Consider the following 14121-nt stretch of genomic DNA (forward strand, 5'->3'; position numbering starts at 1 on the left):
CCACCCTGCCTCCTGGTCCGCCCGGTGTGCCCCCAAGAATGCCACCCGTACGACGACGAGGCGCCCGGCGGACCGTCCGTGAGGGGGTCCGCCGGGCGCCTCGGGGTGCTGTGGCGTCAGTCCTTGATCTCGCAGATCGGGGCGCCGGAGGTGAGCGAGGCGCCGACCTCGGCGGTCAGGCCCTTGACCGTGCCCGCCTTGTGGGCGTTCAGCGGCTGCTCCATCTTCATGGCCTCCAGGACGACGATCAGGTCGCCCTCCTTGACCTCCTGGCCCTCCTCGACCGCGACCTTGACGATCGTGCCCTGCATCGGGGAGGCGAGGGTGTCGCCGGAGGCGGCCGGACCGGACTTCTTGGCGGCGCGGCGCTTCGGCTTGGCGCCGGCGGCGAGGCCGGTGCGGGCCAGCGACATGCCCAGCGACGCCGGGAGGGAGACCTCCAGGCGCTTGCCGCCCACCTCGACGACGACCGTCTCGCGGCCGCTCTCCTCGTCGGTGTCGGTGTCGGTGGGGGAGGTGAAGGGCTTGATGTCGTTGACGAACTCGGTCTCGATCCAGCGGGTGTGGACCGTGAAGGGGTCTGCGCTGCCGGTGAGTTCGGGGGCGAAGGCCGGGTCCTCGACGACCGCGCGGTGGAAGGGGATGGCGGTGGCCATGCCCTCGACCTTGAACTCCTCCAGGGCGCGGGCGGCGCGCTGGAGTGCCTGTTCGCGGGTGGCGCCGGTGACGATCAGCTTGGCCAGCAGGGAGTCCCAGGCCGGGCCGATCACGCTGCCGGACTCCACGCCCGCGTCCAGGCGCACGCCCGGGCCCGAGGGCGGGGCGAAGGTGGTGACGGTGCCGGGGGCGGGCAGGAAGCCCCGGCCGGGGTCCTCGCCGTTGATACGGAACTCGAAGGAGTGCCCGCGCAGGACCGGGTCGCCGTAGCCGAGGGCCTCCCCGTCGGCGATGCGGAACATCTCCCGGACCAGGTCGATGCCGGCGACCTCCTCGGTGACCGGGTGCTCGACCTGCAGACGCGTGTTGACCTCCAGGAAGGAGATCGTGCCGTCCGCGCCGACGAGGAACTCCACCGTGCCGGCGCCGACGTAGCCGGCCTCCTTCAGGATCGCCTTCGACGACGCGTACAGCTCCTCGATCTGCGCGTCGGACAGGAACGGCGCGGGAGCCTCCTCCACCAGCTTCTGGTGACGGCGCTGCAGCGAGCAGTCACGCGTGGAGACCACGACCACGTTGCCGTGGGTGTCCGCCAGGCACTGGGTCTCCACGTGGCGGGGCTTGTCGAGGTAGCGCTCGACGAAGCACTCCCCGCGGCCGAACGCGGCGACGGCCTCGCGGACGGCGGAGTCGTAGAGCTCGGGGACCTCTTCGAGGGTGCGGGCGACCTTCAGACCGCGGCCGCCGCCGCCGAACGCCGCCTTGATCGCGATCGGCAGGCCGTGCTCCTCGGCGAACGCGACGACCTCGTCGGCGCCGCTCACCGGGTCGGGGGTGCCCGCGACGAGGGGGGCGCCGGCGCGCTGGGCGATGTGGCGGGCGGCGACCTTGTCGCCGAGATCGCGGATCGCCTGCGGCGGCGGGCCGATCCAGATCAGACCGGCGTCCAGGACGGCCTGGGCGAAGTCGGCGTTCTCCGACAGGAAGCCGTAGCCCGGGTGGATGGCGTCCGCCCCCGATTCGCGGGCGGCGGTCAGGACCTTGTCGATGTCCAGATAGCTGGAGGCCGGGGTGTCACCGCCCAGGGCGAACGCCTCATCCGCGGCGCGGACATGCAGAGCGTCCCGGTCCGGCTCCGCATAGACGGCCACGCTGGCGATACCGGCATCCCGGCAGGCCCGGGCCACGCGGACAGCGATTTCGCCACGGTTGGCGATGAGCACCTTGCGCACGATTGAGGCTCCCTCCTTGAAACAAGCCGAGTTTAGGGACTGCCGACACGGCACTTCGACCCGTCCCCAGTGGTGACCTTGCCCACACGGAGCGTGATTCCGGGTCGGTCCACCCTGCGAAATCCCATGTCGCGCCTCGGCACGCAGGTCTCTCCCGGAAAACCCTAGCCCTCCGCTGTGGTCAAGGTCTCTGTCATCACGTGCTGCGGGCCACTCGGTTTCTTTGTGGAATCCCTACGAATGGCCCAATGATTCTTTGCCCCCGCCCGAACCCTTGTCCCGCGGTTTACCCGTTAGTAGCGTTCGCGATGTCTCGATACGTACTTGGGGTAACAGCGGCCGCGCCCGGATCGGGCCGGGGCGGCGCTCGGCTAGCTCGGAAGTGGGTGGGACCGGTGGTACGCAGGCCGGTGGCGTGGGTCGTGGCGGTCGTGCTCTTCGTCGAGGCGCTCGGCATCGGGGCGCTGAACTGGTTCCTCGGGATCGTCGTCGACCGCCAGGACATGTCCCTGGCCGGTCTGGATCCTGACGTGATGTCGATGTCCTCGAAGGTGGGCGGTGTCGTCTTCGGCGCCTACTTCGCGCTGTGCGGCCTGGTCGCGCTGCTCGTCGCCCTGCGGGACCGCGCGCCGGCCGGCCTCGGGCGTGTCCTGCTGATCAGCGCCGCCGTGGTGCACGCCCTGCTGGGCGCGTTCACCTGGGGCCTGGTGGGCTGGACGGCGTTCCTCTTCATGGTCGTCGTGTTCGCCCTGATCGTGCTCGTGCTGATGACGTACGACGGCCGGAGTGCGTCCGAGGGGCCCGCCGACGCCGCTCCCGGAGGGGACGGCGACGGCTCGCCCGTCACGCCTCCGCCGGCGCCCACAACTCCGTGATGCCGACGCCGAGCCGGCCGAGCAGCCGCCGCACCAGGGGCAGGCTGATGCCGATGACGTTGCCGTGGTCGCCCTCGATGCCGTCGATGAACGGGGCCGAGCGGCCGTCCAGGGTGAACGCCCCGGCGACGTGCAGCGGTTCGCCGGAGGCCACGTAGGCGGCGATCTCCTCGTCGGTGGGGTCGCCGAAGCGGACGACCGTGGAGGCGGTCGCCGAGGCGTAGCGGCCGCTCTCGGTGTCGTAGACGCAGTGGCCGGTCTGCAGGGTGCCCGCGCGGCCGCGCATCGCCTTCCAGCGGGCCGTGGCCTCCTCGGCGTCGGCCGGCTTGCCGAGTGCTTCGCCGTCGAGGTCGAGGACCGAGTCGCAGCCGATGACGAGGGCGCCCTTGACGTCGGGGCGGGCCGCCACGACGGAGGCCTTCGCCTCGGCCAGCGCGAGGGCCAGCTCGGCGGGGGTGGGGGCGGTGACGGCGTCCTCGTCGACACCGCTCACCAGGACCTCTGGGGTCAGCCCGGCCTGGCGCAGAAGGTTGAGCCGGGCGGGGGACTGGGAGGCGAGGACGAGTCGGCGGCGCGGCTGATCAGTCATGCCGTCAGCGTATCGGCGCGCCCGGCCGTGCTCACCTCAGCCCGATCACGATCATCGTCAGGACCATGGCCAGTGCCATGAGAACGCCCAGCCGCCGCAACCTGACCTGCATCTCGCGCAGTTCCTCGGGCGGCTCGTTCTCGGGGTCGGACCACAGCATGCCTTCCATCGTCGGGCGGACGCGGAGGCCTGCGCCTGAGTACGCGTACTCAGGTTTCGGGCCACGGCTTCGGCGACCACCGAAGCCGTGGCGGCCGTACGGCCGGCTAGCCGGGCCAGTACGTCCTCGCCCAGGAGGACGGGCCCGGCTGGGGCAGCCGGTGTGCGGCGATGCGGGACGGGTCCGACCACCCGTCCCGCGGCTCGGGTGCGCCGGGCGGCACGGCTGCCGCCGCCGCGGCGCGGGCGCGGACCACCGCCAGTGCGGCGGCCAGCTCCTCCGGTGTCGGGTTGCCCCGGACCACCTTGATGTTCATGACGGCTCCCAGCGGGACTAGAGGGGGATGTTGCCGTGCTTCTTCGGGGGCAGGGATTCCCGCTTCGTCCGCAGCTGACGCAGGCCGCGCACGACGTGCAGACGGGTGTCCGACGGCATGATGACCGCGTCGACGTATCCGCGCTCGGCGGCGACGTACGGGTTGAGCAGGGTGTCCTCGTACTCCTGCATCAGCCGGGCGCGGGTCGCCTCCGGGTCGTCCGACTCGGCGATGGTGCGGCGGTGCAGGATGTTGACGGCGCCCTGGGCGCCCATCACGGCGATCTGCGCGGTCGGCCAGGCCAGGTTCAGGTCGGCGCCCAGGTGCTTGGAGCCCATGACGTCGTAGGCGCCGCCGAACGCCTTGCGGGTGATCACGGTGATCAGCGGGACGGTGGCCTCGGCGTAGGCGTAGATCAGCTTGGCGCCGCGCCGGATGATGCCGTCGTGCTCCTGGTCCACGCCCGGCAGGAACCCGGGGACGTCGACGAAGGTCAGCACCGGCACGTTGAACGCGTCGCAGGTCCGCACGAACCGCGCGGCCTTCTCCGAGGCGGCGATGTCCAGGCACCCCGCGAACTGCATCGGCTGGTTCGCGACGATGCCGACCGGGCGGCCCTCGACCCGGCCGAAGCCGGTGACGATGTTCGGCGCGAACAGCGCCTGCGTCTCGAAGAACTCGGCGTCGTCCAGGACGTGCTCGATCACCGTGTGCATGTCGTACGGCTGGTTCGCGCTGTCCGGCACGATCGTGTCCAGCTCGCGGTCCTCGTCGGTGACCGCGAGGTCCGCCTCCTCCGGGAACGCCGGGGGCTCGGACAGATTGTTGGACGGCAGGTACGACAGCAGCTGCTTGACGTACTCGATGGCGTCCTTCTCGTCGCCCGCCATGTGATGGGCCACGCCGGACGCGGAGTTGTGGGTGCGGGCGCCGCCCAGCTCCTCGAAGCCGACGTCCTCACCGGTGACGGTCTTGATGACGTCCGGGCCGGTGATGAACATGTGGCTGGTCTGGTCGACCATCACCGTGAAGTCGGTGATCGCGGGGGAGTAGACCGCGCCGCCCGCACAGGGACCGACCACCAGGCTGATCTGCGGGATCACACCGGAGGCGTGCGTGTTGCGGCGGAAGATCTCCCCGTACGCGCCGAGCGAGGCCACACCCTCCTGGATGCGGGCGCCGCCGGAGTCGTTGATGCCGATGACCGGGCAGCCGGTCTTCAGCGCGAAGTCCATGACCTTGACGATCTTCTGGCCGTAGACCTCGCCGAGGGCGCCGCCGAAGACCGTGAAGTCCTGGGAGAAGACGGCCACCGGGCGTCCGTCGACCGTGCCGTAGCCGGTGACGACGCCGTCGCCGTAGGGGCGGTTCTTGTCCAGCCCGAAGTTGGTGGAGCGGTGCCGGGCGAACTCGTCGAGTTCGACGAACGACCCCTCGTCGAGGAGGAGCTCGATACGCTCACGGGCCGTCAACTTGCCCTTGGCGTGCTGCTTCTCGACGGCGCGTGCGGAGCCGGCGTGCGTCGCTTCCTCGATGCGGCGCTGGAGATCCGCGAGCTTGCCCGCGGTGGTGTGGATGTCGATCTGCTCTTCCGGCTCGGACATCGGGATCGCGGCTCCCTGCCTGCTCAAAAGGGGGGACGGTTACTCATCCGTAGAGTAGTGGGGGGCCCGCGGATCAGCAGTGCGGCGTTTCACACACCTAGGGTGGCTTGCATGACGCCGCGAGATGCATCAGACGACAGCCGTTGGTCGGACCTGGACCGTCCGCCGCTCAACGCCGCCGCGCTGCGCCGGGGGCTCGTCCGCGAGGGCGGGCTCTGGGACGAGGTGCGGGTCGTGGCGCGCACCGGCTCCACCAACACCGACCTGGTCGCGCTGGCCGCGAAGGGCGAGGCCCGCGAGGGCACGGTCCTCGTCGCCGAGGAGCAGACGGCCGGCAAGGGCCGCCTCGACCGCGACTGGACGGCACCGGCCCGCTCCGGGCTGTTCTTCTCCGTCCTGCTGAACCCGGCCGAGGTGCCGGTGACCCGCTGGGGGTGGCTGCCGCTGCTCACCGGCGTCGCCGTGGCGACCGGGCTCTCGCGCGCGGCGGGCGTGGACACGGCACTCAAGTGGCCGAACGACCTGCTGCTGACCGTGGGCGGCGAGGAGCGCAAGGCCGGCGGCATCCTGGCCGAGCGGGCCGGCGACGAGGGCGTCGTCATCGGCGTCGGCATCAACGTGACGCTGCGCGCGGACGAGCTCCCGGTGCCCCAGGCCGGCTCGCTGGCGCTCGCCGGGGCCGTCAGCACCGACCGGGACCCCCTGCTGCGGGCCGTGCTGCGGTCCCTGGAGGAGTGGTACGGACGGTGGCGGGGCGCGGGCGGCGACCCGGAGGCCAGCGGACTCCAGGAGACGTACGCGGCGGGCTGTGCGACGTTGGGCAAGCGGGTACGGGCGGAGCTGCCGGGAGACCGGGCGATCACCGGGGAGGCGGTCGCCCTCGACGGCGACGGGCGGCTCGTGATCGCGACCGGGGAGGGCGTGCAGGAACCCGTGGGCGCCGGCGACATCGTGCACCTGCGCAAGGCCTGACGGCGGCCGTACGGGTATCCGGGGCGCGAAACGGAAGCCCGGCGCGGGCGGCGTGCGCCGGATCGGACCACGGCCGCCGGGGTACCTCACCAGCGGCGGTACGGCAGGGTCGGCTTTCCCCGACGGAGTGAGCTGGCGCACACCTGCCGTAAAGTGAAGGCCGGTCGCTTACTGGACCGCGGCAGATCGGAAGGGCAGCAGGCGTGACCGTCGACGACACGGGCTCCGGCGGGGACGGCCGCGTGGACCCCCACGCCGCCGAACCGGGCGAGGACCCTCTCGCCCTGCGCCTGGAACAGCTCATCCTCGGCGCCGAGCGGCGCTACACCCCGTTCCAGGCGGCCCGCAGCGCCGGTGTCTCCATGGAGCTGGCCTCGCGGTTCTGGCGGGCCATGGGCTTCGCCGACATCGGGCAGGCCAAGGCGCTGACCGAGGCCGACGTACTGGCGCTGCGCCGCCTGGCCGGTCTGGTCGAGGCGGGACTGCTCAGCGAGGCCATGGCGGTGCAGGTCGCCCGGTCCACCGGGCAGACCACGGCCCGGCTCGCGGAGTGGCAGATCGACTCCTTCCTGGAGGGCCTGACCGAGCCGCCCGAGCCCGGGATGACCCGCACCGAGGTCACCTATCCGCTGATCGAGCTGCTGCTGCCGGAGCTGGAGGAGTTCCTCGTCTACGTCTGGCGGCGCCAGCTGGCCGCCGCCACCGGCCGGGTCGTGCAGGCCGCCGACGACGAGGAGATGGTGGACCGGCGGCTGGCCGTGGGCTTCGCCGACCTCGTCGGCTTCACCCGGCTGACCCGCCGTATGGAGGAGGAGGAGCTCGGCGAGCTCGTCGAGGCCTTCGAGACGACGGCGGCGGACCTGGTGGCCGCGAACGGCGGACGGCTGATCAAGACCCTCGGCGACGAGGTTCTGTACGCCGCCGACGACGCGGGCGTCGCCGCGGAGATCGCGCTGCGGCTCATCGAGACCGTGGCGAACGACGAGACCATGCCGGAACTGCGGGTCGGCATCGCCTTCGGCACGGTGACCACCCGGATGGGCGACGTCTTCGGTACGACGGTGAACCTCGCCTCCCGGCTGACCTCCATAGCCCCCCGCGACGCCGTCCTCGTGGACAGCGCGTTCGCGGAGGAGCTGATCCGGACCGGCGAGGCCCCCGCCTCGGAGGCCGAGGCGGCGGAGGCGGCCGCCACCGCCGAGAAGGAGGGCGAGGAGCCGCCGGTGTACCGGTTCGCGCTCCAGCCGATGTGGCAGCGGCCGGTGCGTGGCCTCGGGGTTGTGGAACCGTGGCTGCTGACCCGGAGGACGCCCGCCGGGGAGGAGTGACCTCCGCCCCGGCTTCCTATCCCCGGTTGGGGGAACCGAAGAGATCGACACAGAGCCCGATGACCGGCACGCAGATGCCGTGGTCGTCGGGCTCCGACGGTTGCGGGGCGGGTGTCTGGGAGGCGCTGGGGCGGGGTGCGGGCGGTGGCTGCGCCGGTGTGGTGGGCGCGGGGCGGGACGGCTCCGTGGTGCCGCTGCCCGTGCCCGGTGGGATGTGGGGCGGATGCACGGGTGCCGGGGCGTCGCCCGTCGAACCGGGCGCCTCCGGCTGCGCCGCCGTCGCCGACGGGGTCGGTACGAGGATCGAGCCGCCGGCGGGTGTGGTGCCCTGGCCGCCCATGGCCGAGGTGGCGGACGGGCTCGGGTGCGCACGGTCCGACGGCGCGAGCGTGGCGGCGGCCCTGGTCGAGCGGTCCTGGCCGGTGCCGGGGTCGTCGGTGTCGATGGCGAGCTCGGGCACATCCGCGGGCTCGGCGGGGCCCAGCCCCGGGATCCCGGTCTCCGGCGCCAGCCGCACGAGACTGAGCGCCCCGGCGGCGAGTGCGATGCCTCCGGCGGCGAGGAGGGCCTTCCGGTGGGGGCGGCGCCGGTGGCGGCCGCGGGAGGTGAAGAGACGGGTGGGGGTGGGGGGCTCGTCGTCGCCGCCCGGGGAGTCGCCGATGAGGCCCGTGGGCTCTTGCGGGAGCGGAGTGGGGGTCGGGGTCGCCTTGGCCGGCTTCGGCTTCTTGGCTGTGGGCGGGGCCGGTGTCTTGGTCGGCTGCGGCTGCTGGCCGGGTTTGGCTGTGGCGGTGGTGGCTGTGGGTGATGTCGGCGCCGGCCCTTCGGGGTGCGGCTGCTGGTCCCGTGGCTCGGTGGCGGGCGTGGCTTTCTGCGGCGCCCCGCTCTTGGCCGCGCGCGGGGTGGGCTTCGGGGCGGTGGGCTTGGCTGTCGAGGCGGGCGGTGTCTTGGCCGGGTCCCGATCCCGGCCGGGCCCGGCCGGGACAGCGGTGGCTGTGGGCGAGGTTTTTGCAGGGCCCGCGGAGCGTGGCCGGTTGGTCTGTGGGCCGGTGGCGGGTGCAGCCTTTTGCGGCGTCCCGGTGTTGGCCACGCGCGCGGTGGGCTTGGCTGCCGAGGGGCGCGGTGTCTTGGCCGGGTCCCGATCCCGGCTGGGCTTGGCTGTGACGCCGGTGGCCGTGGCTGTGCGTGATGTCGGTGCAGGGCCTGCCGGGCGTGGCTGCTGGGCCCGTGGCGCGGTGGTGGGGGCGGCCTGTTGCCGCGTCTCAATGTTGGCCGCGGGCGGGGTGGGCTTCGGGGCGGTGGGCTCAACACCTGCCGGGCGTGGCCGCTCGGGGCCCGGTCCGGCGGAGGGCGGGGCCTGGTGTGCCTTCGTCGCCAGGGGCATCGGCTTTGCAGCGGTGGCGGCTGCGCTGCCTGGTGTCCCTGTGCCGTACGTCGTCTCCTCGGCCGGCTTCGGCGGCGGTGCGTCGCTCGCGGCGGGGGTCTGCTCCCGTGGGCCGGGCCCGGCCGTGTCCGGGGGCGGACCGGACGGTTCCGTGGCCCCCTCGGACGTGGGCCGTATCCGGCCCGGTTCCCCTGTTCTCGGGCTGTTCGTCGTGTTGCCCATCGCGACCCCTCCCAACGCGCCCGTACCCCCGAGGCGCCGTGGTTTCGGGCACGTTATGCGGTGCTGTGGGGGGTGGGGCGGGACTTGGGTGGGATGTCACTCGAACGGGTGTCGGGGCCTGGCCCCGGACCCGGGCGCGGCGGGCCTTTCGCCGGCGGGGCCGGGCTGCGATGATCGGGGCGAGTGTTGTTAACCCGCGTTAACCGGAGGGTGTCATGAGTGAGGAGCGGTTCGGGGAGTTCGTCCTGGTGCGGCGGCATGGGGACGGGCATGTCGCGGAGCTGGCCCTCGACCGGCCCAAGGCCATGAACGCCGTCTCGACGGAGATGGCGCGGTCGATCGCGGGTGCCTGCGCGGCGCTGGGCGCCGACCGTGACGTACGGGTCGTGGTGGTCACCTCCACGCACGAGCGGGCGTTCTGTGTCGGGGCGGACCTGAAGGAGCGCAACTCCTTCAGCGACGCCGACCTGGTGCGCCAGCGCCCGGTCGCGCGCGGTGCGTACACGGGCGTGCTGGAGCTGCCCGTGCCGACGGTCGCCGCCGTGCACGGCTTCGCGCTGGGCGGCGGCTTCGAGCTGGCGCTGTCCTGCGACGTGATCGTGGCGGACCCGACGGCCGTGGTGGGCCTGCCCGAGGTGTCGGTCGGCGTGATCCCCGGGGGCGGTGGTACGCAGTTGCTGCCGCGCCGGGTCGGGGCGGCCCGGGCGGCCGAGCTGATCTTCACCGCGCGCCGTGTCGAGGCCCTGGAGGCCCGTGAGCTGGGCCTGGTCGACGTCCTGGTCGAGGAGGGGCACGACCGCGAGGAGGCGCTGGCGCTGGGCGCCCGGATGGCCGCGAACTCGCCGGTGGGCCTGCGGGCCGCGAAGAAGGCGCTGCGCCTGGGCTTCGGGATGGATCTGCGGGCCGGGCTGGAGGTGGAGGACGCGGCCTGGCGGTCGGTGGCGTTCTCCGGGGACCGTGCGGAGGGCGTGGCCGCCTTCAACGAGAAGCGCAAGCCCCAGTGGCCGGGGGAGTGAGCGGGAGAGCGTCCGCCAGGGTGGGCGCCCGTTCGCCACACCAATGTCCCAAACCCTGGCAAAGCTCCCTAGCCTGGGGAGATGGGTGAGGACAGACGGCTCGCGGCCGTGGTCGCGTTGGCCCAGGGGATGGCGGCGGCGCACACCCCGCGCGAGTCCTGGCGGGCGGCCGCACTCGGGGCGTGCCGGGCGCTGTCGGGGAGTTTCGCCGCGCTGTCGGTGTGGGAGCGGGAGCTCGGACGGCTGCGGGTCCTCGTGAACGTGGGGGACCGCACCCAGGGCGAGGAGGAGTTTCCCGCCGAGGAGACGTATCCCGTCCATCAGTTCCCGGAGATCACCGAGTTCCTGCACGAGCGGTGGGCCGCCGGTGGTGAGCCGGACGCCTGGGTGGAGACGGCCGAGGGGCCGGCGGCCGGTCACCCCGGGTACTGCCATCAGCGGGTCGCCGCGCTGCGGCGGCGCGGCCGGGGCTGCTGTGTGGTCGCGCCGATCGTGCTGCACGGGCGGGCCTGGGGCGAGCTGTACGTGGCCCGGCCCGCGGGGGTCCCCGTGTTCGACCGCGGCGACGCCGACTTCGCGACCGTACTGGCCTCGGTGGTGGCCGCCGGGCTCGCGCAGACCGAGCGCCTGGAGGAGGCGCGGCGGCTGGCGTTCACGGACGCCCTGACCGGGCTGGCCAACCGGCGGGCCGTGGACGTCCGGCTGGAGGAGGCCGTCGAGCGGCACCGGGTCGACGGGGTCGTCGTCTCGCTCGTCGTCTGCGACCTGAACGGGCTCAAGCGGGTCAACGACACCCAGGGGCACGCCGTCGGCGACCGGCTGCTGGAGCGGTTCGGGTCGGTGCTGTCGCTGTGCGGGGCCATGCTGCCGGGGGCGCTCGCCGCGCGCCTCGGGGGCGACGAGTTCTGTCTGCTGGCGGTCGGCTCCCCGGCGGACGACGTCGTGAAGGCGGCCGACCAACTGTGCCGCCGGGCGGCCGAGTTGGAGCTGGGGGAGGGCGTGGCGTGCGGGGTCGCGTCCACCGAGGACCCGATCGGGACGGTGCGCAGCGCGCGGCGGCTGTTCCGGCTCGCGGACGCCGCGCAGTACCGGGCGAAGGCGGAGCGGGCGGAGCGGCCCGTGGTCGCGGGGCGGGAGGGGCCGGACGATCCCGTGGTGCGGCTCGCGGACGCCGAGCCGTCGGGGGAGGGTGCCGTGGAGCGGCGGCGGTTCCGCGGGCGGGTGCCGTGACCGGTGGCGTGACGGTAAGGGGTGGAAGGGGCATCCACTAGTGACATCCTCGTCTTCACTGCGTACGCTCCTGAATATGGATATGCACACTGTGGTGGTGGGGACGTCCGGGGTCACCGCGTCCGACGTCCTCGCCGTGGCACGCGGCGGAGCCCGCGTCGAGCTGTCGTCGCAGGCGCTCGCGGCCCTCGCCGCGGCGCGGGAGATCGTGGACGCGCTGGCGGCCAAGCCCGAGCCCGTCTACGGCGTCTCCACCGGTTTCGGCGCCCTCGCGACCCGGCACATCAGCCCCGAGCTGCGGGCCCAGTTGCAGCGCAACATCGTCCGCTCGCACGCCGCGGGCATGGGCCCCCGGGTGGAGCGCGAGGTCGTCCGTGCGCTGATGTTCCTGCGCCTGAAGACCGTCTGCTCGGGCCACACGGGCGTACGGCCCGAGGTCGCGCGGACGATGGCCGACGTCCTCAACGCCGGGATCACGCCCGTCGTCCACGAGTACGGCTCCCTCGGCTGCTCCGGCGACCTCGCCCCCCTGTCGCACTGCGCCCTCACGCTGATGGGCGAGGGCGACGCCGAGGGCCCCGACGGCGTCGTACGGCCCGCCCGCGACCTGCTCGCCGCGCACGGCATCGAGCCCGTCGAACTGCGCGAGAAGGAGGGCCTCGCCCTCCTCAACGGCACCGACGGCATGCTCGGCATGCTGATCATGGCCCTCGCCGACCTCGACACGCTCTACAAGTCCGCCGACGTCACCGCCTCCCTGTCGCTGGAGGCGCTCCTCGGCACCGACCGGGTGCTCGCCCCCGAGCTGCACGCCATCCGCCCGCACCCCGGGCAGGGCGCCTCCGCCGCCAACATGGCCGCCGTACTGAAGGGTTCGGAGCTCACCGGGCACCACCAGGACGACGCGCCCCGCGTCCAGGACGCCTACTCCGTGCGCTGCGCCCCCCAGGTGGCCGGGGCCGGGCGGGACACCATGGCGCACGCGCGGCTGGTCGCCGAGCGTGAACTCGCCTCGGCCGTCGACAACCCGGTCGTACTCCCCGACGGGCGCGTGGAGTCCAACGGCAACTTCCATGGCGCGCCCGTCGCGTACGTCCTGGACTTCCTCGCCATCGCCGCCGCCGACCTGGCCTCCATCGCCGAGCGCCGCACCGACCGGCTGCTGGACAAGAACCGCAGCCACGGGCTGCCGCCGTTCCTCGCGGACGACGCGGGCGTCGACTCGGGCCTGATGATCGCCCAGTACACGCAGGCCGCCCTGGTCGGTGAGATGAAGCGGCTGGCCGTGCCCGCCTCGGCGGACTCCATCCCGTCGTCCGCGATGCAGGAGGACCACGTCTCGATGGGCTGGTCGGCGGCCCGCAAGCTGCGCACCGCCGTCGACAACCTCGCGCGCGTCCTCGCCGTCGAGCTGTACGCGGCCACGCGCGCGATAGAGCTGCGCGACGGGCTCACCCCGGCGCCGGCCTCCCGCCAGGTCATCGACGCCGTCCGGGCGGCGGGCGTCCAGGGCGCCGGGCCCGACCGGTTCCTGGCCCCGGACCTCGCCGCGGCGGACGCGTTCGTGCGCACCGGGCAGCTGGTCGCGGCCGTGGAGAAGGTGACCGGCCCGCTCCAGTGAGACACCGGCCGTCCCCGTGACGGCGAAAAGGGGCCCCGTCGCACGACGGGGCCCCTTCTGTGGCGTGCGGGACCTTACTTCAGCTTGGCCGCCTGCGCCTCGATGACGGCGGCGGGGACGCTGTACGTCTTGTCCGTAATCATCAGGCCGAGGTTGATCGTGTAGTACGTCGCGATCGTCGCGCCGTGCCGCACCACCTCGACATGGGTCGTGGCGACGTCACCGTCCTCGGTGTCGCTCGACACCGTGAACGCGACCGACTCGTCGCCCGCGCCGGACGCCTTCTCCGAGGTGAGCTTGGTGAGCTTCTGGTCCGTGCCCTGCATGGTCACAGTGAAGCCGCCCGCGCAGCCGTCCACGGCGTCCGACACGGACTTGAAGGTCTGCTCGGCACCGTCACCGTCGTACGAGGACAGACCGACGAGGGTCATGTCCAGGCTCATCGCGTCGGTGAGCGAGTCCTCGATCTCACTCTCCGTCAAGTCCTCCAGGGACTTGGAGGCGTTGTCGGTGGGCTTCTGCTTCTCCTGCTGGACCATGACGGCCGCGTTCGAGGCCGAGTCTCCCGGCGCCATGCCCGCCATGGCGTACGCGATCGGCGCGCATTTCTCGTCGGCGCTCTTGACCTGGTCCTTGGACTTCGGCAGTTGCTTGCCGGAGGCGTCCACCTCGTAGCCCTCGACATCGCCGTCGGCGATGATCGCCTTCTTCAATTCCGCGGCGCTGAGCGCCTTCGCGGCCTTCGTCTGCTTCGAGGACTGCCCGTCCGACCCGTTCGACGAGTCGTCAGACCCCCCACCGCAACCCGTGACAAGGGCGAGCGACAGCGCGCTCACGGCAACCGTGGCGGCTGCGCGCACGCCCGATGATCTCTTCATGATCGGACTATGAAGGTCCGGTCAAAGGGTCGTCAAGATC

Annotated in this window: 13 protein-coding genes; 6 read left to right on the forward strand and 7 right to left on the reverse strand. The window is 72.8% G+C overall.

Annotated elements, in window-relative coordinates; all coding sequences use genetic code 11:
* Positions 1-116: 116 nt before the first annotated feature.
* Positions 117-1889, reverse strand: coding sequence for an acetyl/propionyl/methylcrotonyl-CoA carboxylase subunit alpha (locus DC008_RS21960; protein WP_108708414.1), 1773 nt, complete (start codon positions 1887-1889; stop codon positions 117-119).
* A gap of 395 nt (positions 1890-2284) precedes the next feature.
* Between DC008_RS21960 and DC008_RS21965 the strand changes: the two genes are divergently transcribed.
* Positions 2285-2764 carry a hypothetical protein gene (locus tag DC008_RS21965; protein ID WP_108708415.1) on the forward strand — a complete coding sequence of 160 codons (480 nt, stop codon included), beginning with the start codon at positions 2285-2287 and terminating at the stop codon, positions 2762-2764.
* Here the strand turns inward: DC008_RS21965 and DC008_RS21970 are convergent.
* The 4 genes from DC008_RS21970 to DC008_RS21980 form a co-directional block, all read right to left on the reverse strand.
* Positions 2733-3353 carry a Maf family protein gene (locus DC008_RS21970; RefSeq protein WP_108708416.1) on the reverse strand — a complete coding sequence of 207 codons (621 nt, stop codon included), beginning with the start codon at positions 3351-3353 and terminating at the stop codon, positions 2733-2735. The two genes, DC008_RS21965 and DC008_RS21970, sit on opposite strands and share 32 nt — an antisense overlap.
* Positions 3354-3384: 31 nt before the next feature.
* Positions 3385-3513, reverse strand: coding sequence for a morphogenic membrane protein MmpB (gene mmpB / locus DC008_RS36275; RefSeq protein WP_258873140.1), 129 nt, complete (start codon positions 3511-3513; stop codon positions 3385-3387).
* A 106-nt stretch (positions 3514-3619) separates the two neighbouring features.
* The gene (locus tag DC008_RS21975) at positions 3620-3829 is read right to left on the reverse strand and encodes an acyl-CoA carboxylase epsilon subunit (protein ID WP_055621712.1); all 210 of its coding nucleotides are present in this window, start codon (positions 3827-3829) and stop codon (positions 3620-3622) included.
* A 17-nt stretch (positions 3830-3846) separates the two neighbouring features.
* Positions 3847-5433: an acyl-CoA carboxylase subunit beta gene (locus DC008_RS21980; RefSeq protein WP_108708417.1), complete on the reverse strand. Its 1587-nt coding sequence runs from the start codon at positions 5431-5433 to the stop codon at positions 3847-3849.
* Between the two features lie 111 nt (positions 5434-5544).
* Here DC008_RS21980 and DC008_RS21985 point away from each other — a divergent pair, with 111 nt between their 5' ends.
* Positions 5545-6405 carry a biotin--[acetyl-CoA-carboxylase] ligase gene (locus DC008_RS21985; protein WP_108708418.1) on the forward strand — a complete coding sequence of 287 codons (861 nt, stop codon included), beginning with the start codon at positions 5545-5547 and terminating at the stop codon, positions 6403-6405.
* Positions 6406-6608: 203 nt separating this feature from the next.
* Entirely contained in the window at positions 6609-7733 is a 1125-nt protein-coding gene (locus DC008_RS21990) for an adenylate/guanylate cyclase domain-containing protein (protein WP_108708419.1), read from the forward strand.
* A 16-nt stretch (positions 7734-7749) separates the two neighbouring features.
* Here DC008_RS21990 and DC008_RS21995 read toward each other — a convergent pair whose 3' ends face one another.
* On the reverse strand, positions 7750-8250 hold the full coding sequence (locus DC008_RS21995; protein WP_244221398.1) for a hypothetical protein: 501 nt from the start codon (positions 8248-8250) through the stop codon (positions 7750-7752).
* A gap of 1301 nt (positions 8251-9551) precedes the next feature.
* Between DC008_RS21995 and DC008_RS22000 the strand changes: the two genes are divergently transcribed.
* The 3 genes from DC008_RS22000 (at position 9552) to hutH (ending at position 13203) form a co-directional block, all read left to right on the forward strand.
* Positions 9552-10352, forward strand: coding sequence for an enoyl-CoA hydratase/isomerase family protein (locus DC008_RS22000; protein ID WP_108708420.1), 801 nt, complete (start codon positions 9552-9554; stop codon positions 10350-10352).
* Between the two features lie 81 nt (positions 10353-10433).
* The gene (locus tag DC008_RS22005; RefSeq protein WP_108708421.1) at positions 10434-11582 is read left to right on the forward strand and encodes a GGDEF domain-containing protein; all 1149 of its coding nucleotides are present in this window, start codon (positions 10434-10436) and stop codon (positions 11580-11582) included.
* 82 nt (positions 11583-11664) lie between these two features.
* The gene (gene hutH / locus DC008_RS22010; RefSeq protein WP_108708422.1) at positions 11665-13203 is read left to right on the forward strand and encodes a histidine ammonia-lyase; all 1539 of its coding nucleotides are present in this window, start codon (positions 11665-11667) and stop codon (positions 13201-13203) included.
* Between the two features lie 74 nt (positions 13204-13277).
* On the opposite strand, the gene DC008_RS22015 is transcribed toward hutH, so the two are convergent.
* Positions 13278-14081 carry a hypothetical protein gene (locus tag DC008_RS22015; protein WP_208645944.1) on the reverse strand — a complete coding sequence of 268 codons (804 nt, stop codon included), beginning with the start codon at positions 14079-14081 and terminating at the stop codon, positions 13278-13280.
* Between the last annotated feature and the right edge of the window lie 40 nt (positions 14082-14121).

It is taken from the genome of Streptomyces nigra (genome assembly GCF_003074055.1).
Classification (GTDB): Bacteria; Actinomycetota; Actinomycetes; order Streptomycetales; family Streptomycetaceae; genus Streptomyces; species Streptomyces nigra.